Origin of the sequence: Streptomyces sp. IBSNAI002 (assembly GCF_052244475.1) — a bacterium.
Classification (GTDB): Bacteria; Actinomycetota; Actinomycetes; order Streptomycetales; family Streptomycetaceae; genus Streptomyces.
The window spans coordinates 8,193,305-8,215,460 of sequence record NZ_JBQPXG010000002.1 but is presented as its reverse complement, the minus strand read 5'-3'; the positions used below and the strand labels follow the sequence as shown (position 1 = coordinate 8,215,460).

Below are 22,156 nucleotides of genomic sequence, written 5' to 3'. Positions count from 1 at the left end.
CTTCCTCCACGGGCCGCGGCTCATTTCAGGAGCCGACGCCACAAATCGAGGGGAACCGCCACGATGAGTGGTCAGCTGTACGACGGTATCGGGGAAGCCTTCGAAGGCTTCAAGACCCTGCCCATCATCCGCTACGCCGAGGTACCGGGCTTCCTCGCCCTCGTCGGCGACGTGACGGGGAAGTCCGTGCTGGACATCGCCTGCGGGACCGGCTTCTACAGCCGAGAGCTCCGCCGCCGCGGTGCGTCCAGGGTCCTCGGTTTCGACATCTCCGGCGCGATGGTGGACGCCGCCGAAGCCATCGAGCAGGCGGAACCCCTCGGCATCGCCTACGAGGTCGGAGACACCGCCAGCCTGCGCACCTTCGAAGAGCCCTTCGACGTCGCGGTGGCCGTGCAGGCGTTCAACTACGCCCAGGACGTCGCCGAGATCGAGCAGATGATGCGCAACATCCACCGCAGCCTCAACCCGGGTGCCTCCTTCCTCCTCTTCGTGCAGAGCCCGGACTACGACTTCAACGGCCCGTCGCTGTCCAAGTACGGGTTCCTGTGCGAGTCGACCGGCAAGGACAACGAGATCGGCCGGGGAATCCGGCTCACGGCCCTGCTGGAGCCGCCCGTGTCGTTCGAGGCCACCGTGCCGTCCCAGGAGACGTACGAGAAGACGCTGACGGCTGCCGGGTTCTCCGCGGTCGAGTGGGTCCGCCTGGACGTCTCGGAGGCCGGCGTGCAGGAGTTCGGCGAGGAGTACTGGCAGGACTACACCGGGAACCCCCCGCTGACCATGATCCGCTGTACCGCCTGACCGGACCGCCCTGGTGCTCACCCGGCCGCCCCTCGTCCATGGTGCGGCCGGGTGAGCGCCTGGGCGTGTGCAGGGAGTTCTGGAGTTCTGTCTACGCCGCGGACCAGGACCTCAGGCGGCGAAGGGGTTGGTGTGGCCGGGCAACTGCCGCCCCGGGCGCAGGAACCGCTGGACGCCCTGTTCGTCGCGCACCGTGAGGAACCCGGCGTCCGTCAGCCGCTGTGCGATCTTCCTGCGACGGATCGTGCCCACGTTGAACGCCACGGTGACGAGCAGCGCGACCGCTCCGCCGGAGGCGACCGCTTCGACCGGCGACCGCTCGATGAACAGGAGGGCGGTCAGGACCGCGCAGGCGAGGTAGCCCTTCACCTTCTGGCTCCGGTCGGCGACGTACAGGGCCATGACGTCGAAGGTGACGAGGTCCTTCAGCACCGCCACGGCACCGGCCGCTCCGGGGAGCGGCTTCAGCGAACCCTGCTCCAGGCCCGGCACTGCACCGCCGTTGCCCGCCTGCGGATGGGCGGCGATGGTGGCGGCCTCGCGGACGCGCGCATCGGGGTGCGGGTCCCGGTACATCCGGACCCGGACGAGCGAGTTCTTGAACCCGGTCCGGTACGCCATGCCGTACGCGTAGCCGTACTGCTCCGCCACGTACGCCAGGGCGGCCGCCTTGGGCGTGGAGCCCTGGGCGGCGATCTCGACGATGTCCTGCTGACGGGCGATCTGCTGGAGCATCCCCGCTATGTGACGTTCTACGGACATCCTGTTCCCCGCCCCCTCAGACCCCGCGCCCGGGTCCGACCGACGTACAGCCTAGTCGCGCTGGATCATGTGCCTCACGACACGACCAGGCCCTCTGCGCCTGGCGGGGCGGGCCGGGCCGGCGGGATGGAGCCGGGGCAGCGGGACCCGACCGGGTGGCCGCCGGCGCGGCGCGCCGTGGCGGCGGTCCGGTGGATCGATTCGCCGCCCGCCGTCGCTTCTAGGGTCGGACCCGCACCATCCGTGATCATCATCCGGAAGGATCCCTCCCGTCATGAAGCTCCGCACCACCCTCGGCGCCGGCCTCGGCGCGCTCACCCTCATCCTGTCCATGGCCGGCTCCGCCCAGGCAGCCCAGGGCGACTTCACGTACAAGTACGTCGACGGCTACGGCGTGGAGCGGCAGATCGCCCTCCACAACCCGCACAGTGGCAAGTGCGTCAACCTCCACGTCGTCGGCGACGACGAGGAGCAGCCGGGATACGGCCCGCACAACAACACCGACACCGCCGTGACCGTCTACGTCGGCGCGAACTGCCAGGGCCCCGAATGGCGGCTGAAGGCACACGGCCAGCCCGCACGGGACAACCTGGAAGTCCGCTCGGTGCGGTTCGACGACCCCAACGCCGCATAGCGGCAACGGCCGCGGCGAACCGGGCCGCGGTCTGCGTTCCCGCCAGCCTCGGCACGGGACCGTGATGGTGGGGTCCGCAGAGCGGTTGTGGGCCAGAGGCGTGAAGCTCTGGTAGAACCGGTCCATGCGTCCACGGCCCGGGGAAATGCTGCACTTCTCGGAAGACCCCACGATCACCCTCTTCCGCCCTCACATCGCTGCCACCGCCCGGCACCCGGACGCTGTCGTATGGGGCGTCGATGCCGCACAGGCTCCCGACTACTGGTTTCCCCGCCAGTGCCCGCGCGCCATGGCCTGGGCCGTGCCCGGATCGACCGAGACCGACGAGGAGCGGATCATCGGCCCCGGTGGCGGCCGGCGCGTGCACGCGATCGAGTACGGCTGGATGGAGCGCTTCCTCGGCGTGGAGCTGTTCGCCTACCGACTCCCCGCCGAATCCTTCCGCCCCATCGGCGATCCCGTACCCCACGCACACGTCTCCGGCCAGACCGTCGAACCCCTGGGGCCCGCCGAGCCGGTAGGCGACCTGCTGCGCCTGCACCAGGACGCCGGCATCCAGCTCCGTGTCCTGGACAACCTCTGGAACTTCTGGGACGCCGTCACCTCGAGCACCCTCGGCTACGGCGGCATCCGCCTGCGCAACGCACTGCCCCGGCCCACCAGGCCATGACCGCGTTCCCCGTCATGGGTACTGGCCACCACGTTCTTCATCACGGTGGTGGCGCTCAGGCATGGGACGCCCGGCACAAGCGCGTCCGTCACCGCCCGGTCCGGTTGGTGACGGGCTGTTGAAGGGGAGTCGTCGGTGTGAACAATGCCTGGACGGTTTCGGTGGCCAGGTCTCGCAGCCAGGTGTGGGCGCGGTCGTTGTCGTAGCGCTGATGCCACAGCAGGTACAGGGGGACGTCGGGCAGCGGGAGCGGCAGGGGCATTGAGGCCAGGCCGAGTTGGTCCCGGGCCGTGCGGGTGACCGCGTCGGGGAGGGTGACGACCAGGTCGGTTCCGAGGGCGAGTTGCAGGGCGAAGGCGGCGGTGGGCCCCGCGGCGACGACGCGTCGTTCGAGGCCGCGCGCGGTCAGGGCGTCGTCGATCGGATCACGCAGGTTTCCGCGCCGCGAGACGGTGAGGTGTTCGGCGGCTGCGTAGCGCTCGAGGCTCAGAGGACCTTCGGTGAGCGGGTGGCCCGGACGGACGGCGACGATCAGCCGGTCCCTGCCCACGAGGCGGTGGCGGACGTCGGGGAGCGTCGGAGTGCTGGAGCTCGATTCGAGGTCGACCTCGCCGCGGCGCAGCTCGGCGTCGTCCGTCCCGGGTTCGGCGGACAGACGGAGCCGCACGCCGGGGGCCTGATGGTGGACGGCCATGGTCAAGGCGGTGCCGCAGGCCGCGGTCAGGGCGTCGTGCCAGCGCACGGTGAACACCCGGTCCAGAGCCGTCAGGTCGGGTTCCTGCTGTACGGCGAAAAGCCGGTGGGCCTGCTGCACGAGGGCGTGGACCTCGGCACGCATGGCCAACGCACGTGTGGTGGGGACCATGCTGCGGCCGGTGCGGACCAGGATCTGGTCACCGGTGGCCTTGCGGATGCGCCCCAGGGAGCGGCTCATCGCCGGCGAGGTGACGTGGAGGCGTGCTGCGGCACCGGCGACGCTGCCCTCTTCCAACAGGGCGTCCAGGGCCGTCAGGAGATTCGGATCCAATTGCATGAGAGTAACTCTACAAGTGACAAGCATGCACTTGTTGTTAACAATCTGGCGGCCTACCTTCGGAGTGCGGGGCGAGACGACCGCCCCGCTTCCACCGATCCCCCAGGGAGCCCGCCATGAGCACAGCCATGCCTTTCGACGCCGACGTGACGCTCCTGTCCGACGTGACCGCCGCGGTGAAGGCCGCCGGCGCCACGCTGCGCGACCGCTCCACCTCGCACGCCCGGGGCGTGAGTCTGGACGAGGTCGTCGGCGAGATCCACGCCAACGACGACGCGGTGCTGGAGGTGCTGCGGGAACCGCTGCTGCGGGCCCGGCAAGGGTCGCGGTGGGCCGAGGACGAGCTGGCCGGGGGCGCGCTCCCGCCCGGGGAGTGGTGGGTCGTCGACCCCGCCGAGGGCAACATCAACCACGTCCACGGCATGGAGGACTGGGCCGTCACCGCCACCCTGGTCCGCGAAAACCAGCCGGTACTCACCGTCGTCCACCTGCCGCTGACCGGCGACACGTACACCGCCGTCGCCGGCGGCGGTGCCCGGCTCAACGACCGGCCCCTGAAGGTGTCCGCCAAGACCGACCTGGGCGCCGCGCTCATCGGCACCGGCCAGGCCAAGCCCGGCGAGGACGAGCGCACCTTCCGGCGGATCGGCGACTCCGTCACCGCCATGCTCATCAACGGCCTGGTCGTGCGCGTGTCCGTTCCCGCCACGATGCAACTCATCCACGTCGCCGCCGGTCGCACGGACGCGTTCTGGCAGTTCTCCGACGTCCGCTCCGGCCTGGTCGCGGGCGCCCTGCTGGTCGCCGAGGCCGGAGGCACCGTCACCGACCTGACGGGCGAACCCTGGAGCACCGGCAGCCGCGACTTCCTGGCCGCCGCCCCCGGCATCCACGGCGCCGCCCTCAAGATCCTCTCGCCGATCGCCTGACAGGACCTCGCCGCTCTTTCCCGATCCCCCTCCCCGCCCCCACACCGCAAGGAGCATCACCGCATGGCAAACATCGGCATTCTCGGAGCCGGGCGCGTCGGCACCAACCTCGCCGGCAAGCTGTCCGCAGCCGGACACCGTGTCACCATCGGCGCCCGCAGCCCCACAGACGCCGCCGCCCGCGGCCTTGGGCCCGCCCACGGATCGCCTTCGCCGACCAGCGCACCACCGCCCGCACCATGGACATCGTGATCAACGCGACGCCCGGCGACAGCTCCCTGGAGCGCCTCGTCGACCTGCGCACCGAGCTCTCGGGAAAGATCCTCGTCGATGTCTCCAACGCAACCCGCGACGCCGCTGACGGCTTGCCCGGCGACCTGTGCTATCCCGGCAGCAGCCTCGCCGAGAAGCTCCAGGCCGCGCTGCCCGACACCCGTGTGGTCAAGACCCTCAACACCATGCTCTTCATGGTCATGACCGCTCCCGAAACCCTGACCACCCCGCCGACCGCCTACCTCTCGGGCGACGACGCACAGGCGAAGGGGACCGTCTCCGGCCTGCTCGCCGACCTGGGCTGGCAGCCCGAACGGATCGAGGACCTGGGCGACATCACCTCAGCCCGCGCCACCGAGGCCATGATCCTGGTCGTGCCCCACATCCTGCGCCGGCACGGTTTCAAGCCCTTCGCCGTCACCCTCGCCCGCTGACCCGGGGCGTCGGTTTCGGAATTCTTGATTTCGGGGATGATTTCCCATCATTTGCCCTGATTGTTCCGCGCCGTGACGGTGCCTTATGCGACAGCCGAGGAAGAGCATGGGTTGGAAACGTACACGTCGGACGGCCGCGTCGGCCGCTCTCGCCGGGGCGGTCGCCCTCGTCCTGACGGCGTCGCCTTCGGCAGGAGCCGAGCCTCGGGCCGGGGCCGCGTCCTGGCCCGGGAGCGTGGCCGCCCCGCAGGACAGCGATCCGCCTCCGCCTCGCCTGCCCCGCGATTTCCGCGGCAAGGGCAAGTGGATCGTCCGGGACCTGGGCATCACGGTGCCGTTCACCTGGAGCGGCAGGGACGGCAACAGCCAGATGACCGCGGGAGGCCCGCAACACCCGATCTGGTTCACCAACCTGATCTACCACGACACCCTCTACACCCTGACGTACAAATGGCCCGGTCTGAACGAGCATCCCTGCTCGCGCATTCCCGGATTCGGCCTCGAGGATCTGAACCAAGGGTTCGAAGGGGCCCGGTTCGTCGGGCGGGAGACCCTGCGGCGCACTCCGCAGCGTCACGTGAACCACTGGAGGGTGGGCGTGGTCTTCCCGCAGCTGCCTCCCGGGAACTACCCCCGGCTGCCCCTCGCCCTGGGCGACATCTACGTCGACGAGGGCAACCCGGGCACCTTCTGGCAGGTGCTGCAGTTCGGTGTGCAGAACCTCTACGACCCCGAGCTGGACGAGTGGCTGGTCATGGACACCTTCGAGCACCGGCCCGGGACCGTGACGCTCCCCCAGGAGTGCGAGCCGCCCCGGCCCTGACGGTCTTTCCGTCCGCCCGGGCGATGCCGGCCTGCGGCCTCCGGCCGGCGCCGCGTCCGGGCGACCGGTCAGGCTCCCGGACCGCTCGCCGACTCCGTGGCGGCTGGGGCGGAGTCCTCGGTGTAGTAGCGGAGGAGGAGTTCCCGCTCGGCGTCCCGGTGCGGGTACATGAAGAAGATCAGCAATCCACCCAGGGCGATCGCGGCCAGACCGACGGTGTACGCCCAGTCGTCGCCGTGGAGGAACGACTTGCGTGCCGCCTCGACGATCTGGTGGGCGTACTGGGGGTGTTGCTCGGCGACCTGCCCCGCTGAGGCGAACGACTTCGTCAGCTCGCTCTGGACCTGGTCCGACACGTTCTTGCTCTCGGGGGAAGCGGCGATCGCCGCACTGAAGGCCGAGGCGTAGCCGGCGGTGAGGAGTACGCCCATGACGGACTGCATGACGGCCCCGCCGAGGTCCCGTTGCAGGTCGGCGGTGCCCGAGGCCATGCCGGCCCGTCGCACGGGCACGGATCCGGTCAGGGAGTGGGACGCGGGCGTCCCGGCGAGGCCGGCGCCGATGCCGATGAGCACGTAGGCCAAGCCGATCTGCCAGTAGCTGCTGTCCTCGCCCCAGAACAGCAGCATCCAGGCGAAGGCGAGGAAGAGGAACGCGTAACCGATGAGCAGGGTCGTGCGGGAGCCGCGCGTCTCGACCAGCTTCGCGGACCGTGGTGCCACGAGCACGATCATCACGACGAGGGGCAGGATGGCGGCGCCGGCTTCGACGGGGTTGTACTCGAGCACGTTCTGCAGGTACTGCTGGCTGATGAACGCCGACCCCATCATGGCGCCGTACACGATGATTCCCGCGCATGCGGCGACCCAGAACGTGCGCCGGCCGGCGATGCGGAGGTCGTACAACGGGTTCGGAGCCCGGCGCTGACGCCAGAAGAACGCCGCGCCGGCAGCCAGGGCGATCACGGCGAGGCCGATGACCAGGGCCTCCTGGCCGGGGACGGCGCCGAAATTGATCGCCAGCACCAGTCCCGCGACCAGGAGGACGGACAGGATGCCGCCGAGGTTGTCCAGCGGTTCGGCCGATTCGTTGGCGTGTGCGGGGACGAACAGCAGGGCCATGACCAGCGCGACCACGGCGAGGGGGAGGGTGATCAGGAACACCGACCCCCAGTAGAAGCGTTCGAGCAGCGCTCCCGCGGTCACCGGCCCGAGCATGGAGATGCCACCGCCCAGGGCCGACCACAGCGCGATCGACTTCGTCCGCCCCGGCCCCGTCCACAGCGCGGTGATCAGCGCCAAGGTGGTCGGGTAGGCCATGCCGGCCGAGAGGCCGCCGAGGATCCGGGCCGCGACGAGGACGGTGTCGTTCGGCGCGTACGCGGCGAGCAGACAGGCGGGGACGGACAGCACGACGCCGAGGAGCAGCAGCAGCTTGCGTCCGTGACGGTCACCGACCGCACCCAGATAGAGCACCGACGCGGCCAGGCCGAGGGAGTACCCCACGGCGACCAGGTTGAGCGCGGTCTGGGAGGAGTCGAAGGCCTTGCCGATCGCGGGCAGCGCCACGTTGGCCACCGACAGGTTCAAGTTGGCCACCGCGGCGACGATGATCAGGGACGCCAACACGAGCGACGCCCGCGCCGGGGCCTCAGGCGGAACGTCGATGGGAGCCGCGCCGCTGTGCGACATGGAACCTCCGGGGCGAAGTCGGGCTTGGCGGGAGTCGGAATGCGGGGTGCGGGGCAGCGGAGGGTGATGCCGGGTCAGTCGCGGAGCGATCTGAAGAAGACGGCACTGTCGTCGCCGGGGCCGAGGACCATGCGGACCAGCGGGTCGCTGTGGAACAGCGAGGAGGCCATGGGTACGCCGGAAGGCCCGCCCCATCGCGGGTTGTCGGCGGGGGCCAGTTCCCAGGAGAAGTCGCCCGCCGCGGCTCCGGTCCGGATTCCAGCCGCGTGTCAGGAGCGGGCTGCGGGATCTGGATCCGGAACTGGCTGATATCAGCACACACGATCAGCAATATATGGCCGATGCGGGCAAATCTAGATGAAAGTGGTTGGCGTCGGTACTGCGCGTCCACCAGGAGCCCGGTCGCGCAGCGACGTCCAGACCCGCCTGCGGTCCTGGCCGACGCGAACAGCCGCCACCGGCGAGGGCACCGCCCAGCGGGCCGGCGTACACGTCGCAGAGGCCGACAGACCTTCCGGGCCACCGCCTTCGTTCGCAAGAACTCGCCGTCGTCGGACGTTTCGGCGCGCGCGGCCGGTCGGCACCCGCTCAAGTGCAGGTCCGGCCGGGTCTGCCTGGGCAGGCGGCAGCTTCTAGGATCTTCCGCATGGCAACAAGACTCGTGCAGATCAACATGAAGGCACAGGACGACTCCGCGCTCGGCCGGTTCTGGGCGGAGGCGCTCGGCTGGGGTATCGACAGCGAGGGACCCGGCGTCACCAACCTCGAACCCGTCGGGTTCGCCTATCCCGACCCCCTGGCCGTCTGCATCGACATCATTGCCCGCCCGGAACCCAAGACGGTGAAGAACCGGGTGCACCTTGATCTGGCGACCACCTCGACCGCCCATCAGGCGGAGTTGGTCGCGCGCTTGGAGGATCTCGGCGCGACACTCGCCGACGTGGGTCAGGGCGATGTTCCCTGGGTGGTCATGGCCGACCCGGAAGGCAATGAGTTCTGCGTCCTGGAGCCCCGCCCGGTCTACCAGGACACCGGGCCGGTCGCCGCGGTGGTGGTGGACTGCACCGACCCGCGGGGGATGGCCCGGTTCTGGGACGCGGCGATGGACTGGACGCTGCACGAGGTGACCGACGGCCAGGCGAGCATGCGATCCGCCGCAGGCGTCGGCCCTTACCTGGAGTTCGTCCGCAACCCCGACACGAAGAGCGTGTGGAACCGCGTCCACCTCGACGTCTGCCCCTACCCCGGTGACGACCTGGCCGCAGAGGCAGCCCGACTGCGCGCATTGGGCGCCACGAACCCCGACTTCGACCCGACCGCTATCTCCTGGACGGTTCTTGCCGATCCGGAGGGCAACGAGTTCTGCCTCCTCAGCCCTCGCTGACCGCAGTCAACGCTTCCGGCAAGGCTGCATCGGGAACGGGCCGGCGCCGTGTGGCGCCGGCCCGGATGGATGTCACGCGCCTCTCAGGGTGCGGAGGCGGGGGCGGTACGCGGTTCCTGCTCTTGTTGCTTCTGGGGTCCTCGGAACCACTGCGCCTCCTGCGAGGCGTCGGCCGACGGGTCGAGCGGGGGCTCCGCCTGGTGGCCCGGCTGGCCTTCGGGGTGGTCGTGGTGCTGATGGCCGGGCTTCGGCTTGTGCTCTGGCTCCGGCTTCGGCTTGTGCTCTGGCTCCGGCTTCGGCTTGTGCTCCGGCTTCGGCTTGGCATCCGGCTCCGGCTTCGGCTTGTGGTCCGGCTTCGGCTTGGCCTCCGGCTTCGGCTTCGGCTTGTGCCCGGAGTGGCCGCCTTCGATCACGAAGGCCTCGGCGATCGCCGAGGTCACCTCCGCGGTGGGGCCACCAAGGGCGTAGACGCAGTGGCTGTGCTTGTCGCCGGGGCAGGGAGCCGTGGCCGCGCCCAGGTTGACGCGCGCCGTGGGAAGCGGGGGCAGACTCGCCCAGGCGTTCGCGGCCGGGGTGTAGGCCTCGAAGGTGTTCATGACAGCGTCAACGCCGGAGCTGCCGCCCACGGTGTAGACGCAGCCGTTGCTCATGCCCTCGGGGCAGGGGGCCGCCGCCGCGCCGAAGTCGGCGCGCGGGGTCGGGATGTCGGCCGCGTACTGCCACTGGCCGAGGGAGGGGCTGTACACCTCGACTGAGGGGAGCAGGCCGGGGACGCCGGTGCCGCTGATGGCGTACACGCAGGTGCCGTGAAGGTGCAGGTCGGCGGGGCAGGGAGCGGCCGCGCCGCCGTGGGTTTGGCGGGCGGCCTGGAGGGGCGCCAGGGTGGCCCAGGTGTTGGTGCTCGGGCTGAACGCCTCGACCGTTGCGAGCGGGGCACCGGCACGTCCTCCGAAGACGTACACACAGGTTCCGCGCAGGCCCAGTTCGTCGGGGCAGGGGGCCGTCGCGGCAGCCGTGTCCGCGCGCCCGGTGGGCATGGACCTCACGGTCAGCCACACATTGGTCTTCGTGCTGTAAGCCTCCACCGTGTTCAAGGTCGCGCCGCCCCCGCCGACGCCGCCGATGGCGTAGACGCAGTCGCCCTTCACCCCGCCGGGGCACGGCGCCGTCGTGGTCGCGGGGTCGTAGCGGGGGAACTTGGGGGCCGGCAGGGTGACCCAGGTGCCGGAGGCGGGGCTGTAGGCCTCCAGCTTCTGCCGGTCGCCCACGTCGACGGCGCTGACGGCGTAGACGCAGGTGCCGTGGAGCCCTTCCGGACATTTCGCAGCCGTACTCGCCAGGACGCTGTGCGGCGCCGGCATGTCCGGGAGCGTCACCCACACGCCCTGGGCAGTGGCCGCGGTGGACGCCAACGCCAGCACCGGGGCCAGGGACATGACGGCGAGCCGACGCCAGAGCGAGCGTCTGGGCCGGGCCGGCGGGGAAGCCTCGTATGCGCTTCGCGGGACGCGCCTCATCGGGCACCTCTCTCCGGGCGTGCCTCGGCGAGAGGTGCCGTGGCGGAAAATGGGAGCACCCGAAAGTTACATACGATGATGTGATTGATGCGCAGCGTGACGGTCGTACGTTCCGAGTCTTACCCGGTCGGCCGATCCGGACTGGCGTCCCACCGTCGGCGGCACGGGCAGCGGTTTCGGCTCGATGTGCCCGAGGTGGCCCGGGTGAGCACCGCCTCGTTCCTCTTCGGGCTTACGGGGCCGGGCAAGCGCGGGTACGGCCTTGTCGAGCACCGATTGCCTCATGCCTGCCGAGTGGGAACGGCTGCGGCCGTGCCCTATCGCAGCTCGCCGGCCGCCGCCTGAGCGAACTCGTTGGTGTAAGTCCGATCGAGGGCGATTCCCTTGGCCGCGACCGCGGGCGAGAACGACTTCTGCAGGTCCGCGGCAGCCCGCGCCCCATCGGCGTCGATGGTCCCGTCCGTGGAGTAGCCCGGCTTGGCGTGTTCGATCGCCGCCCGGTAGATCTCCGGGTCGCCCGCCGCGTACTCCTTCGGCATCGCGTCGCAGATCTCCTGCGCCGAGTGCTCCTCGATCCACCGCAGCGTGCGCAGCATCGCCCGGGTCAGCTTGGCGGCCGTGTCCTTGTTCTCCGCCAGCCAGGACTGGCCACTGTAGAAGACGGCCGCCGGGTAGCTGGAGACGCCGAACACCTCCTGCGCGCCCTCCGGGGTGCGGGTGTCGGCGAGGATGCGGAGCTGTGTACCTCCCATCCGCTTCTGCAGCAGCGAGACGGCGGTATCGACCATCACGGCGGCGTCCACCCGGCCCGCCTCCATCGCGGCGATGGCGGCCGCCTCACCGCCCACGGCCTGGACGGAGGCGGCGTCGGCCGCCAGCCCGTTCTTGCCCAGGAGGTACTTCAGGAAGAAGTCGGTGGACGAACCGGGGGCGGTGATCCCGACATCGGCACCCTTCAGGTCCGCCACGCTCGCGATCTCCCGGGTGGCCTTCGGGGACACGGCCAGCACGATGGAGGGGGTGCGGAGCATGTTGACGAAGGCACGTACGTCCTTGCCCTTGGCCTGCATCTGCACGGTGTGGTCGTAGTAGCCCGAGGCCACGTCCACGCTGCCGCCCTGCATCGCCTGGAGCGCCTTTGACCCGCTCTTCAGGTCTTGGAGCTCGACGTCGAGACCCTCCTCCTTGTAGTAGCCGAGCTGCTGGGCCAGGGTCGTGGGCAGGTACGGAAGCAGGGGCTGGCCGCCGATGCCGATCGTCACCTTGGTGAGTTCGCCGTTTGCACCGTCCGCCCCGGACGATGCCGATCCGCAGCCGGCGAGCACCGCGGTGAGGGCTCCGGCCAGCGCGAGGGCGAGACCGCGTCGGCGTGTGAAGGGCTGCTGGGGTGAAGAGGGATGGGCGGGGGTCGGCATGAAGGTCCTCTGTTCTCGGTCCTGTGGAGTGGGGTCGGGGAGTGGTCGGTGACTACGGCTTCCAGCGCAGCAGGCGCCTCTCGACCCGCTGGACGCAGGCGTCGACGGCCAGGACGACGGCGGCCAGTACGGCCATTCCGGCGAACACCCCGGTGGTGTCGAGGACGCCGTCGGCCTGGGAGATGAGGTAGCCGACGCCCTGCGAGGCGCCGAGGTACTCCCCGACGACGGCGCCGACGAGAGCGAAGCCCACACCCGTGTGGAGACTGGAGAAGAGCCAGGTCATCGCGGCGGGCAGGTGCACCTGGCGCAGCAACTGGGCGTCGCTCGCGCCGAGCATCCGCACGTGACGGACCAGAACCGGATCGACGTCCCGGACTCCCTGGTAGACGTTGAAGAAGACGACGAAGAAGACGAGGGTGACGCCGAAGGCCACCTTCGACCAGATGCCCAGGCCGAACCAGATGAGGAACAACGGGGCCAGGACCACCCTGGGCAGCGAGTTCAGCATCGTGACGTACGGTCCGAGGAGCGTCGACAGGAGCGGGGAGCGGGCGAAGGCGAGACCCGCCGCCAGGCCCAGCAGGGTGCCGGCAACGAGCGCGAGCAGGGCTTCGAGGGCCGTGGTGCCCAAGTGCGGCCAGATCGTGCCGGAACCGAACCAGTCGGTGAGGCGTTCGGCGACCGCCGAGGGGCGGCTGAGGTAGAAGGGATCCGCCCAGCCGTGCGCGGTGGCGAACTCCCAGCTCCCGAGCAGCAAGACGATGATGCCCGCGTGTACGGCCACCCTCCCGGGGGTCTTCACTGTGCCCGCTCCCCGGAACCGATGGCGGGCAGCGGACGGCCCTGGGCGCGGGTGACCTGCTCGCGCAGCGATTCCCAGATGAGGGTGTAGATCTCGCGGAACTCCGGTGTCGTCCTGATGTCCATGAGGGTTCGGGGCCGTTCGAGCGGCACGTCGAACCGGCTGACGACGGTACTGGCGGGCCCGGAGGAGAGGACCACGACCTCGTCGGACAGCGAGACCGCCTCCTCCAGATCGTGCGTGACGAACAGGACCGTCTTCGCGGAGCCCGCCCACAGGGCGAGGAGTTCGTCACCGAGCAGTTGGCGGGTCTGGACGTCCACGGACCCGAACGGCTCGTCCATCAGCAGGATGTCGGGATCGGTGATCCAGGTCTGCGCGATGGCGGCGCGTCTGCGCATCCCGCCGGAGACCTGATGGGGGTACGCGTCCTCGAAGCCGGTCAGGCCGACTCGGTGCAGCCACTGCCGGGCTGCGTCCGTGCGTGCTTCACGTCCCGTGCCGGCCAGCAGCGGGCCGAGCGCCACGTTCTGCAGGAGGGTCTTCCACGGCAGGAGCACGTCCTGCTGGAATACGTAGCCCACGTCGCGCTGCGGCCCGCTGACGGGACGTCCGAACACCTCGACGCCGCCCACCACCGGAAACGCCAGCCCTGCCACCAGGTTGAGCAGGGAGGACTTTCCGCAGCCGGAGGGCCCCACGACGGAGACGAAGCGGCCCCGGCGCACCGACAGCCCGACACCGTCGAGCACCGGACGGTCGGCGCCGTCGCCCTTGCCGCTGCTTTGGCGACCGGGTCCGTAGGAGAAGCCGACGTCTCTGAGGAGGATCGCGGGAGCGTCGTCGGATTCGTCCCCGGGCGTACGGCCGGCGGGTTCCGAGGAGGGTATTTCGGGGAGTTCTGAGGAATACATGGGGCATCGATTCGAAAGTCCGCCGCAGTCGTACCCGCGATGGAGAACGTACGTACAGAGAGCGGGGAGATGTCGGGTTGGGTCGGTCGCCGGCGTTTTCGCATCCTTGGAGGCCATGGCGACTCTAAAGCCAAGAGCGCTCCTAGATCACTCCTCCGGAGCAAGAGGGGACCTAATTCCTTCACATCCCAGGCCATTGGTCCTGCACGGACCTTCGGCCCTTCCGGGGCGGTACTTCGTCCGGCAGCCTCGGTCTGACCGAAGCAGTTGACGGACAACCCTAGGACCAGTCTTTATGAGTGGCACGGACGTGACGGGTGCGGCGCTCGTGGAGTGGAATGGTGGACTACAGCGGGAGGCGGTCGAGATCCTGTCCGGCCGGGGCGGCATGGTCGTCGCGCCTGCGAAAATCGGCTACGCCCTGATGACCACTGACCGGGACGGACTGGAGCGGAAGTTCGCGGCGAAGAACCGCAGTCGGAACAAGCCCGGTGTCGTCATGTGCGCCTCCCTGGAGCAGTTCGCCGAGCTGGCCCGCACGCACGAGGAGATCCTCTCCTTCGTCACGGACCACTGGCATCAGGACGTGCTGCTCGGTTGCATCCTGCCGTGGCGGGACACGGCCCTCCGACGGATCCCGGAAGGGGCCGGGGAACTCGTCATGGATTCCCGGGGTACGAGCTGCTTCGTCATCCGCTGCGGGACCCCGGCGGACCTCATCACCGCCTCGCTCTGGGAGGACCACGGCAAGATCACTTTCGCGAGCTCCGCCAACCCGTCAGGGCAGGGCAACAGGGGCACGATCGCAGGGGTCGGGCGGCGCATCGCCGAACACGCCGACCTGTTGGTCGCGGCGGACGGCTATGTACGGTCCGTCCAGCCCGGCAGCGGTCCGCACGACCGGTACGCGCAGGGCGTGATGGTCTCGATGGTCGACCCGCGGGGCGAGCTGGTACCCCGGCAGGACGGCGGGCCCGCCCCGGAGGCCAGGCCCACCGTGATCCGCAAGGGTCTCGAGGTCCGCCGGATCATGCTGTCCCTGGGCGAGCACTTCCCCTCGTGGGACTACCGGCACGGCAGCCACCACTGAGCTTCTTGAGTGCGTCCTGCTGCCGGGTGCCACGAAAGGCCGAGGGCGAACGCCGGGCAACGGGTACCTGGCGCTCGCCCTCGGAGGGTCAGGTGACGTTGATGGTGGTCATCATTCCGCCGTCCTCGTGGTCGAGGATGTGACAGTGCACCATCCAGGTGCCGGGCTTGTCGAAGGGGCGAGGTCGAACGTTTCGGCGTCGGGGAAGACCTCACCGTTGATCTTCCATGGGTGTCCTGACATCCCCTTCATGTCGTCGGAGAGGGTCGTCTCCACGTCGGGGGTCGTGGTGGCGAGAGCCGGATCCAGCGGTGTCGCGGGCGGCGGGGTGAAGGGCGAGAGCCCGGGCTCGGCCTGGGTGGCGGTGTACGTGGGGGGATGCGCAGCCCGGCCTTGCGTCCGTCGGTGAGGGACAGGCTCTCGTTCTTGCCGCCAGTCATGGCCAGTTCGACGTCGAACCGTTCACCGGGTGCCAGGGTGAGGGTGCGGGTCGTGTACGGCTCACGCAAGGGAGCCCCGTCGGTGTGGGTCACCTGCACCTCCACGGGGAACGACAGGTCCGGGTCTTGGCTGAGGACGCGTTGATGAGCCGGAGCTTGGCCATCTGCCCGGTGGACAGGGCTAGCGGGAAAATGTCCTTCCCGGTGTCGAGGTCTGGTTGTGCACGTTCAGGCGGACCGTATCGCCGCTGTCGACGACGACCGGCAGCCCGGCGCCGAGCCGGCCGCTCGCGGAGTCGGCCAGGTCCGTGCAGGAGAACCGCTGCAGTTCCTTGCCGCCGATCCGCTTCGTCGTGCTGGTGATGCACAGCTCGATGTTCTCGCGCGGCGGCGTCCTGGTGATGTCGTACGCGTCGACGGCGGGCAGGGCCGCCCGGCGGTCGATGCGCCGGCGGTCGTGTCCGTGGAGCACGCGGCGAGCGTGGTGGCCGCCACCGCGCACACCGCGGTCAGCGCGACACCGCGGCGCAACCGCGATCCGTGCGGCACGCGGACCTGGATGTCCGCTGATGGTTCTTCGTGTGCCTGCGCCGCTGACGGGCCCTGAGCACATCCTCTTCGGGAGGCTTCAGAGCGCCGGCCATGCTCCCGGCGGGCCGCGTCGTGCACGGCCAGTACCCCGCCGACGCCTTCTCCACCGCACGGCATTGCGCTGAGGGACGCACGCACCGGACACGGGATCGCAGCTCGCCCGGCCGACGGTGAAGACCGCGCCCGGCCCCAGCTCCACGGGGACGAGAACCGCGGCGGTCCGCCGGAAGGACCGTGCGCGCCGCGTCAGGGGAACCGCCACGGCGAACACGCCCATGATCGCGACGGCGAGCGTGGACGGCGGCAGCGGGGCGTGCGACATCCACACCTGTGAGGTCGTGGACAGGGTCACGCACATTCCCCTCCGGGCGTTTCCGCTGCTCCTTCCCCTCCGCGCCAACCGCCGCACCGCACACCGCGCCTCGGGGTACCCGCTGACACCGCTCACCGCACGTGGGGCAGGGACGGGTCAACGGTCCCTTGCACCCTTGGCAGTAGACGGCGCCGGGGAGGTTCTCGTACCCGCATGAACCGCATCGCATGGCATCGCCCCTCAACTCCACGCTGTTCCTCTGGACGGCGGGGCGCTCGCCATCGGGCGGCCGCGCGCTCCTTTCGGACACCCCGGCCGAGGGCCGCCGGGTTCGCGCGCAACAACCGAAAGCAGTCTGCTTTTGGTGATTGCAGCGGGCGTTCACCAGCCAGGAGGATCTAATTCGGAACGGCGCACAAATAGGACCCCTTCTCCCTTTCCCGTTTCAGGGGGCGAGGGGACAGAAAGCGAAGGAGGTGCATCTTGTTCAAGTTCCCGGTTCTCTGGATTCCAGGAATCCTGACAGTTTTCCTGGCCCTCTAGCGGCCGCGAGCGACGCACGTAGCGGAAATCTCACGAGAGAGGGGTGATTAAATTGTCGATCAATCTGTTCAGCTTCGCCATGACGCTTTTCAGCGGCACCTTCAAGCTCTTCGGCTGAACCCGAGAGCCATCAGAACGAGAAACCGAAGAAAGGAGCGGGGAAGTGTTCTTCTCTCTCTTCAGCCTTACGCTCCAACTGTTCGGCCTTTCCTAGAGAGGCCGGGGCACGAAACTCCTTCCCTCACGGACGGCATCAGCCAACCCGCAGGGCAAGGAGTTTCGTGCCCTGCGGCATATGCGCGAACACCTCGCTTGGACCTGCGCGCGGCACCGCTGCCATTCGACACCCGTGTTTCAACCGACGGCCACCAAATGCAAACCATCGGCAACTGTCGGATCCGTTGACGCTGCCTAAGGTGATCGACAGCAGCGATGCCGTGTCGATATCCGAGGCGGCATCCGAACCCCTGGAGGAACCGCCAGCATGAAGGCCAGCACCACCCTTCAATTTCTCAGCCCCGTCCGTTCCGCTGGGCCCCGGACCCGGAATGCGTTCCTCGGCGCCGGCGCGCTCGTCACGGCCGGCGCCTGCATCCTGCTCACCGGTTCCGCGGCAACGGCTGCCGCTGCCCCGGGCACGGCATCCTCTCCGGCGGATTCCACGGAGGTCACGCTGCCGTGGCAGCCCAAGGTCCGGGGTGAGTACTGCAGCGCGGTGTTCACCAACAAGTACCAGCGGATCGGGTGGGACAAGCCCGCGAACCTGGGTTCCGACACCCGCATGGTCATCGAGCGCTACAACCGCGACACCGGACGACCCAACGGCACGGCGAAGCAGTTCGACCCCAACTCCACCACCAACTCGGGACAGGAAGTCGGTAACGTCGGCAACGACACCGACCGGTGGCGCGCCTACTTCGTCGGCACCGCGCTGTCCGGGGAGCACGCCGGCAAGCGCGTGCGCACCGAGTTCTCCGTGCTCCAGCCCGTCTCGACGGGAGTCTCCACCTGCGAGACCAGGGTTGTCAGCACCGGCGGCGCTCCCGGGTTCTGGCCCGGTCCGAGGTCCCTGGTGACCCCGGAGAACGGGGCGGTCCTCACTCTCGGCTCGGCATCGGGGAAGAACGCGTCCGTGACCAGCAGTCTTCTCGCGACCCCGGTCTCACAGCGGGCACCTGGTGGCAACAACCCCCGGATGCAGAACTGGATCCTCCAGGGCAGCGGCGACACGTTCCAGCTCAAGAGCATGTCCTCCAACCAGTGCATGTCCGCCAGCTTCCCCGCGAGCGACGGGATCGGCCGCTCCGTCAACCAGGTGGGTTGCGGCAGCGATGCCACCTGGTGGCGCATCGTCCCGGCTGCCGAGGGCGGCCACAAGCTCGTCAACACGAAGTGGGACTCCGCGCTCGACGTACCGGGCGGCACCGAGGGGGACATCGATCTGGTGGCGGCCGCCCCGAACGCCGGTGCCGTGCACCAGGTGTGGAACTTCTTCACGCCGAATCCCTAAGGGGCGTGCTGAGCTTGGCGGCAGGGCACCCGGGTAGCTGGGAGGGGCCGCTCGACCCCATCCGTACAACCCCAGGAGCCCTGCCGCCGCGGCCTGCCACGACGTCGGTCGCGCGGCCACGCCTCGGAGCCGGTCACGCGACGGCGGGTGGACCAGGCCTGCACGGGCTACTGGCCGGCCACGTCCCAGGCCCGCATCAGGCCGTCCAGCCAGGCGGGCGGCAGCTCGGCGGCTTCCCACTCCTCCCGGAGAGCGGTCCCCGTCGTGGCGAGCCGCTCCAGCACGGCGACGCTGGTGGCGGAGTGCAGAAGGGAGTAGCGGCCGTGAATGGCGGTGGCGCTGTCGGGCCCGTACTGCGCGTACAGCCGCTCCAGACGAGCCTCGTGCGCCCCGGTGAACGCCGCGAGCCGGCCGGGGTACCCGGCCCGCTGCCGGGGGGTCATCGTGCCGAGGACAGCACCCAGCACTTGTTCGGTGACCTCGGGGTCGAGGTCGGAGGCAGCGGTGAAGGCGAGGTAGAGGGGGGTGACGGCCACCTTCGCCCGTTCCACCTCCATCCGCCCGACCGGTGACCGGGCGTCCGAGGCTCCGGTCGATCCCGAGGGGTCCACGGCCTCCCGCAGTGCCCGTTCGGCGATCGCGCCGAGCTCGTCGGTGACGGCCCGGACGCCGTCCAGCCAGCCGGACTCGTACGGCTCGCCCTTGTCCCCCGCAGCGGGCCTCCCGAACGCGCCGGCCTCCTCGTGGGCGCCGGCCAGCGCGCCCGCCTCGACCAGGGCGATCAGGCCCTCCGCGTCGCCCGAGGGGACCCCTGCCCGGGCCAGCAGGTGGAGCAGCGTCGTCTTCGCGTTCAGGATGCTGACCACGTCCAGATCCTGCCGCTTCTCCACGGCAGCGTTCATCGAATCCTCCTCATCCACGGGCGGCACGGTGCGCTTGCGCGGAGCGCTCCGTTCGACGATTCAACGCCTGATGGGCGCGCCGAGATCCCCTGGGATGCTCATGATCGGCCTCGTCCGGTGAGGCTACCTTGAAGTGCCCTTGCCGGGACCGAACCTGGAAACGGGGAAACGTCTTCCGCCGGCGCCGCTGCCTCCCCCCGCTACGTCTGCCGTCGTCCCCGGCGCGCGGGCGCGGCCTGAGATGATGAGGGTGTGCCAGAGCCAGGGACCACTGCCGTCGTCATCGTCCTGCCCGACGCCGCCCCGCTCCTCGATGCGGCGCGGGGTGTCGACCCGGCTCTCGTGCGCGGTGGGATACCGGCGCACGTCTCGCTCCTCTACCCGTTCGTACCGGAACCGGCGCTGACAGATCGGGACGATCAGGACGTACGTTCCCTGGCAGCGCGTTTCCCGGCAGCTGAGCTTCTCTTGGAAGAGGTCGTGACGGCGCCCGGCTTCGTCGCCGTCACCGTCCCGGGGCTCCAGCCGATCGTCGACGCGTTCCACGCGCGGTGGTCCGGGCTGCGCCCGTACAGGGGCCGCTTCGGGGATCGGCCCGCCGCCCACGTGACGGTCGCCATGGGGCCGGACGAGCCTACGGCCACCGCCCGGGTACGCGATGGGATCGGCGGGCTGCTGCCCCTGCGCACCCGTGCGACGGCGCTCCAGCTGGTGGTGCTGGCGGAGAAGGGCTGGCGGTCGCGGCTCACCGTGCCGCTCGGCGTCCCGGGCGGGCCGTGAACACCGACGCCTGCTGATGCGCTGATCCTCGGCGCAGTCGCGCGGCGACTAGGGGGTGTCTGACGGGTGTCCGTGGGGAAGGAGCGGCGTCCGGTGCGTGCTCTCGGCGTGCCGGCCGAAAGCCTGCGTACTGGGCGTACTCGGGCTTCCGGCCGGCGCGGCGAGAGTGCGTGCCGGGCGTCGCGACGCCGCGGACACCCGTCAGACACCCCCTAGGCTCGCCCCCATGACCGATTCCACTCCTGATCCCCGTCTGCAGCGCTTGGTCGACCAGCTCGGGCCGGGACCGGTGAGAACGGTGGAGGTCATCGGGTTCGACGAAGCCGACGTCCTGGTGAAGATCGTGGATGCCGGGGGCGGACAGGACGAGATCGGACGGATCCCTCGGCACGAGGTCTCGCTGCGTCGGCGAGAGCATCCGTCCGAGCTCTTCGCGATCGGCCAGAGGCTCGACGCCGAGGAGACCGGACGGTGGGACGAAGGTGAGCTCCACCTCTCCGCCAGGGCGTGCGAGATCCCGCCGCTGCGGTCGTTTCTCCTCTCGCGGGAACGAGAGCAGGTGGTCACCGGGACCGTCGCCGGGGTGCACGACTTCGGGGTCTTCGTCCATGTCGACGGTGAGCCCGAGGGCTTGTGCACCGGCTTCATCCGGGTCCCGGACCTGACGTGGTCCCGGATCGACCACCCCGCCGAAGCCGTCGAGACCGGCCAGCGCGTCACGGGAGAGGTGATAACCGCCGAGACCCGGTCCGGGCAGGTGACGCTCTCGCTGAAGGCCCTGCAGGAGGATCCGCTCATCCGCTGCGCGGACCAGGCCGGCCGAGTCGTCACGGGGACCATCACCAAGGTCGTTCCGTTCGGTGTGTTCGTGCGGCTCGCTCCGGACCTGGAGGGATTCCTTCACCTCTCGGAACCGACCGACGAGCCGGTCGACACCCCCGGCCAACTCGTCCACGAGGGACGGCAGATCACGGTGAAGGTCGCCGGGATCGACCTCGAACGCCACCGGTTGCGGCTGTGCGCCGCCGACGCAGCCGCCGGCGGCTGAACGGCGTACGGTCGCAGGGTGGTACGCCGTCCCGTGCGGCCGAAACCTGTCGTTCGGCCGCACGGGAGTCGGTCGGGGGCGTCGGGGGCTACTTGTCGCAGGCGACGCCGTCGCCGTCCTTGTCGAGGGCGGAGCGGTAGCCGGGCTGGCCCTTGCGGATGGGCGCCGCACCGGCCGCCTTGGCGGCGTCGCAGTTCTTGTAGTAGGCGCTGCTGCCACCGCTCCCGCCGGTGCCGGAGGTCGCGTCGGTGTCCGCCGTGGGGGTAGCCGGGGCCTTCGTCACCTCGGCGTAGCGCCGGGTGCCGGCGGCGGCCGGACACGTGCTGCCGGGCGAGACGAGGTGGAGGGTGGCGTCGGCGGGTGCCGCTCCGGCTTCGGGACTCTGGAAGCAGACGCCCCAGTTGGGGTGGTACGAGGCGAGGGGCACGTCGGTGTAGACGCTCTGCGCGGTGACCTTGGCCACCCCGGCGGCCTTGAGCGCCTTCTCGGCCTGATCGAACGGCATCGAGACCACGGAGGGCAGCACGGGAGCCGCGCTCGGCTCCGCAGTCTTGCCCGTGGTCGCGGCGGAGGCATCCGGCGAAGCCGTCGCGGTGGCGGCCGGCCCGGCCTTGGCGTCGCCCTCGGCCTTGTCGTCCCCGCCGGAGAACAGCACGACGAGGAACCAGAGGCCCGAGATCACCGTGGCGGCGATCTTCTTGCCCTGCGTCCAGCGGGTCATCCATGCCAGCGCGATCCCGAGCGGGGGCAGGAACACGAGCGCGGCGATGATCACAGCCGGGCGCTGCCACCAACGCTGGACGGGCGGCTGCTGGGGGTAGGGGGCGTGCTGGGCGGGCGGCGAGTACACG

20 protein-coding genes and 2 pseudogenes are annotated in these 22,156 nt (G+C 70.0%); 11 read left to right on the top strand and 11 right to left on the bottom strand.

All coding sequences use genetic code 11. From position 1 onward, the window contains the following. Positions 1-63 precede the first annotated feature (63 nt). Entirely contained in the window at positions 64-804 is a 741-nt protein-coding gene (locus ACTVZO_RS38095) for a class I SAM-dependent methyltransferase (RefSeq protein ID WP_443302726.1), read from the top strand. 111 nt (positions 805-915) lie between these two features. Here ACTVZO_RS38095 and ACTVZO_RS38090 read toward each other — a convergent pair whose 3' ends face one another. Beyond that, the gene (locus ACTVZO_RS38090) at positions 916-1,566 is read right to left on the bottom strand and encodes a hypothetical protein (RefSeq protein WP_443302725.1); all 651 of its coding nucleotides are present in this window, start codon (positions 1,564-1,566) and stop codon (positions 916-918) included. A gap of 274 nt (positions 1,567-1,840) precedes the next feature. On the opposite strand from ACTVZO_RS38090, the gene ACTVZO_RS38085 reads away from it, so the two are divergent. Further along, the gene (locus ACTVZO_RS38085) at positions 1,841-2,200 is read left to right on the top strand and encodes a hypothetical protein (protein ID WP_443302724.1); all 360 of its coding nucleotides are present in this window, start codon (positions 1,841-1,843) and stop codon (positions 2,198-2,200) included. Between the two features lie 124 nt (positions 2,201-2,324). Further along, positions 2,325-2,870, top strand: coding sequence for a DUF6886 family protein (locus tag ACTVZO_RS38080; RefSeq protein ID WP_443302723.1), 546 nt, complete (start codon positions 2,325-2,327; stop codon positions 2,868-2,870). 88 nt (positions 2,871-2,958) lie between these two features. Here the strand turns inward: ACTVZO_RS38080 and ACTVZO_RS38075 are convergent, their stop codons facing one another. Beyond that, positions 2,959-3,903 carry a LysR family transcriptional regulator gene (locus tag ACTVZO_RS38075; protein WP_443302722.1) on the bottom strand — a complete coding sequence of 315 codons (945 nt, stop codon included), beginning with the start codon at positions 3,901-3,903 and terminating at the stop codon, positions 2,959-2,961. 116 nt (positions 3,904-4,019) lie between these two features. Here ACTVZO_RS38075 and ACTVZO_RS38070 point away from each other — a divergent pair, with 116 nt between their 5' ends. The 3 genes and pseudogenes from ACTVZO_RS38070 (at position 4,020) to ACTVZO_RS38060 (ending at position 6,362) form a co-directional block, all read left to right on the top strand. Further along, positions 4,020-4,832: an inositol monophosphatase family protein gene (locus ACTVZO_RS38070; protein ID WP_443302721.1), complete on the top strand. Its 813-nt coding sequence runs from the start codon at positions 4,020-4,022 to the stop codon at positions 4,830-4,832. A gap of 63 nt (positions 4,833-4,895) precedes the next feature. Then, positions 4,896-5,539: pseudogene (locus ACTVZO_RS38065) on the top strand (NADPH-dependent F420 reductase). A 106-nt stretch (positions 5,540-5,645) separates the two neighbouring features. Next, positions 5,646-6,362 carry a hypothetical protein gene (locus tag ACTVZO_RS38060; protein ID WP_443302720.1) on the top strand — a complete coding sequence of 239 codons (717 nt, stop codon included), beginning with the start codon at positions 5,646-5,648 and terminating at the stop codon, positions 6,360-6,362. 68 nt (positions 6,363-6,430) lie between these two features. Here the strand turns inward: ACTVZO_RS38060 and ACTVZO_RS38055 are convergent, their stop codons facing one another. Continuing rightward, positions 6,431-8,053: an MFS transporter gene (locus ACTVZO_RS38055; RefSeq protein WP_443302719.1), complete on the bottom strand. Its 1,623-nt coding sequence runs from the start codon at positions 8,051-8,053 to the stop codon at positions 6,431-6,433. 646 nt (positions 8,054-8,699) lie between these two features. On the opposite strand from ACTVZO_RS38055, the gene ACTVZO_RS38050 reads away from it, so the two are divergent. Further along, complete coding sequence (locus ACTVZO_RS38050) at positions 8,700-9,437, top strand: VOC family protein (RefSeq protein ID WP_443302718.1); 738 nt, start codon at positions 8,700-8,702, stop codon at positions 9,435-9,437. Positions 9,438-9,520: 83 nt separating this feature from the next. On the opposite strand, the gene ACTVZO_RS38045 is transcribed toward ACTVZO_RS38050, so the two are convergent. From ACTVZO_RS38045 to ACTVZO_RS38030, 4 genes are all read right to left on the bottom strand, one after another. Continuing rightward, complete coding sequence (locus ACTVZO_RS38045; RefSeq protein WP_443302717.1) at positions 9,521-10,873, bottom strand: Kelch repeat-containing protein; 1,353 nt, start codon at positions 10,871-10,873, stop codon at positions 9,521-9,523. A gap of 398 nt (positions 10,874-11,271) precedes the next feature. Next, positions 11,272-12,369: an ABC transporter substrate-binding protein gene (locus tag ACTVZO_RS38040; RefSeq protein WP_443302716.1), complete on the bottom strand. Its 1,098-nt coding sequence runs from the start codon at positions 12,367-12,369 to the stop codon at positions 11,272-11,274. Positions 12,370-12,421: 52 nt separating this feature from the next. After that, positions 12,422-13,174, bottom strand: coding sequence for an ABC transporter permease (locus ACTVZO_RS38035; protein WP_443302715.1), 753 nt, complete (start codon positions 13,172-13,174; stop codon positions 12,422-12,424). Further along, positions 13,171-14,088, bottom strand: a complete 918-nt coding sequence (locus tag ACTVZO_RS38030) for an ABC transporter ATP-binding protein (RefSeq protein WP_443302714.1) — start codon at positions 14,086-14,088, stop codon at positions 13,171-13,173. The genes ACTVZO_RS38035 and ACTVZO_RS38030 overlap by 4 nt, the downstream gene beginning before the upstream one ends. 295 nt (positions 14,089-14,383) lie before the next feature. Between ACTVZO_RS38030 and ACTVZO_RS38025 the strand changes: the two genes are divergently transcribed. Beyond that, a complete protein-coding gene (locus tag ACTVZO_RS38025; RefSeq protein WP_443302712.1) occupies positions 14,384-15,178 on the top strand; it encodes an L-threonylcarbamoyladenylate synthase in 795 nt (264 codons plus the stop codon). 88 nt (positions 15,179-15,266) lie between these two features. On the opposite strand, the pseudogene ACTVZO_RS38020 reads toward ACTVZO_RS38025, so the two are convergent. After that, positions 15,267-15,341 (bottom strand): annotated as a pseudogene (locus ACTVZO_RS38020) (multicopper oxidase domain-containing protein); the annotation flags it as partial. Positions 15,342-15,799: 458 nt separating this feature from the next. Next, positions 15,800-16,090 carry a hypothetical protein gene (locus ACTVZO_RS38015; RefSeq protein WP_443302710.1) on the bottom strand — a complete coding sequence of 97 codons (291 nt, stop codon included), beginning with the start codon at positions 16,088-16,090 and terminating at the stop codon, positions 15,800-15,802. 1,459 nt (positions 16,091-17,549) lie between these two features. Here ACTVZO_RS38015 and ACTVZO_RS38010 point away from each other — a divergent pair. Next, positions 17,550-18,575 carry an RICIN domain-containing protein gene (locus ACTVZO_RS38010; protein ID WP_443302708.1) on the top strand — a complete coding sequence of 342 codons (1,026 nt, stop codon included), beginning with the start codon at positions 17,550-17,552 and terminating at the stop codon, positions 18,573-18,575. A 167-nt stretch (positions 18,576-18,742) separates the two neighbouring features. On the opposite strand, the gene ACTVZO_RS38005 is transcribed toward ACTVZO_RS38010, so the two are convergent. Continuing rightward, on the bottom strand, positions 18,743-19,477 hold the full coding sequence (locus ACTVZO_RS38005; protein WP_443302707.1) for a hypothetical protein: 735 nt from the start codon (positions 19,475-19,477) through the stop codon (positions 18,743-18,745). A gap of 252 nt (positions 19,478-19,729) precedes the next feature. Here ACTVZO_RS38005 and ACTVZO_RS38000 point away from each other — a divergent pair, with 252 nt between their 5' ends. Next, entirely contained in the window at positions 19,730-20,257 is a 528-nt protein-coding gene (locus ACTVZO_RS38000) for a 2'-5' RNA ligase family protein (RefSeq protein WP_443302706.1), read from the top strand. Positions 20,258-20,483: 226 nt separating this feature from the next. Next, positions 20,484-21,305 carry a S1 RNA-binding domain-containing protein gene (locus ACTVZO_RS37995; protein ID WP_443302705.1) on the top strand — a complete coding sequence of 274 codons (822 nt, stop codon included), beginning with the start codon at positions 20,484-20,486 and terminating at the stop codon, positions 21,303-21,305. A gap of 88 nt (positions 21,306-21,393) precedes the next feature. Here the strand turns inward: ACTVZO_RS37995 and ACTVZO_RS37990 are convergent, their stop codons facing one another. Further along, on the bottom strand, positions 21,394-22,155 hold the full coding sequence (locus tag ACTVZO_RS37990; protein WP_443302704.1) for an excalibur calcium-binding domain-containing protein: 762 nt from the start codon (positions 22,153-22,155) through the stop codon (positions 21,394-21,396). Position 22,156: the final 1 nt, after the last annotated feature.

What these genes read in the sequence shown, in the direction of transcription:
- ACTVZO_RS38030 (WP_443302714.1), bottom strand. Translation starts at nt 14,088, where the DNA reads ATGTATTCCTCAGAACTCCCCGAAATACCCTCCTCGGAACCCGCCGGC.
- ACTVZO_RS38045 (WP_443302717.1), bottom strand. Translation starts at nt 10,873, where the DNA reads ATGTCCCTGGCCCCGGTGCTGGCGTTGGCGTCCACCGCGGCCACTGCC.
- ACTVZO_RS38080 (WP_443302723.1), top strand. Translation starts at nt 2,325, where the DNA reads ATGCGTCCACGGCCCGGGGAAATGCTGCACTTCTCGGAAGACCCCACG.
- ACTVZO_RS38085 (WP_443302724.1), top strand. Translation starts at nt 1,841, where the DNA reads ATGAAGCTCCGCACCACCCTCGGCGCCGGCCTCGGCGCGCTCACCCTC.
- ACTVZO_RS38025 (WP_443302712.1), top strand. Translation starts at nt 14,384, where the DNA reads ATGAGTGGCACGGACGTGACGGGTGCGGCGCTCGTGGAGTGGAATGGT.
- ACTVZO_RS38050 (WP_443302718.1), top strand. Translation starts at nt 8,700, where the DNA reads ATGGCAACAAGACTCGTGCAGATCAACATGAAGGCACAGGACGACTCC.
- ACTVZO_RS38095 (WP_443302726.1), top strand. Translation starts at nt 64, where the DNA reads ATGAGTGGTCAGCTGTACGACGGTATCGGGGAAGCCTTCGAAGGCTTC.
- ACTVZO_RS38075 (WP_443302722.1), bottom strand. Translation starts at nt 3,903, where the DNA reads ATGCAATTGGATCCGAATCTCCTGACGGCCCTGGACGCCCTGTTGGAA.
- ACTVZO_RS38090 (WP_443302725.1), bottom strand. Translation starts at nt 1,566, where the DNA reads ATGTCCGTAGAACGTCACATAGCGGGGATGCTCCAGCAGATCGCCCGT.
- ACTVZO_RS38010 (WP_443302708.1), top strand. Translation starts at nt 17,550, where the DNA reads ATGAAGGCCAGCACCACCCTTCAATTTCTCAGCCCCGTCCGTTCCGCT.
- ACTVZO_RS38055 (WP_443302719.1), bottom strand. Translation starts at nt 8,053, where the DNA reads ATGTCGCACAGCGGCGCGGCTCCCATCGACGTTCCGCCTGAGGCCCCG.
- ACTVZO_RS38040 (WP_443302716.1), bottom strand. Translation starts at nt 12,369, where the DNA reads ATGCCGACCCCCGCCCATCCCTCTTCACCCCAGCAGCCCTTCACACGC.
- ACTVZO_RS37995 (WP_443302705.1), top strand. Translation starts at nt 20,484, where the DNA reads ATGACCGATTCCACTCCTGATCCCCGTCTGCAGCGCTTGGTCGACCAG.
- ACTVZO_RS38060 (WP_443302720.1), top strand. Translation starts at nt 5,646, where the DNA reads ATGGGTTGGAAACGTACACGTCGGACGGCCGCGTCGGCCGCTCTCGCC.
- ACTVZO_RS38070 (WP_443302721.1), top strand. Translation starts at nt 4,020, where the DNA reads ATGAGCACAGCCATGCCTTTCGACGCCGACGTGACGCTCCTGTCCGAC.
- ACTVZO_RS38005 (WP_443302707.1), bottom strand. Translation starts at nt 19,477, where the DNA reads ATGAACGCTGCCGTGGAGAAGCGGCAGGATCTGGACGTGGTCAGCATC.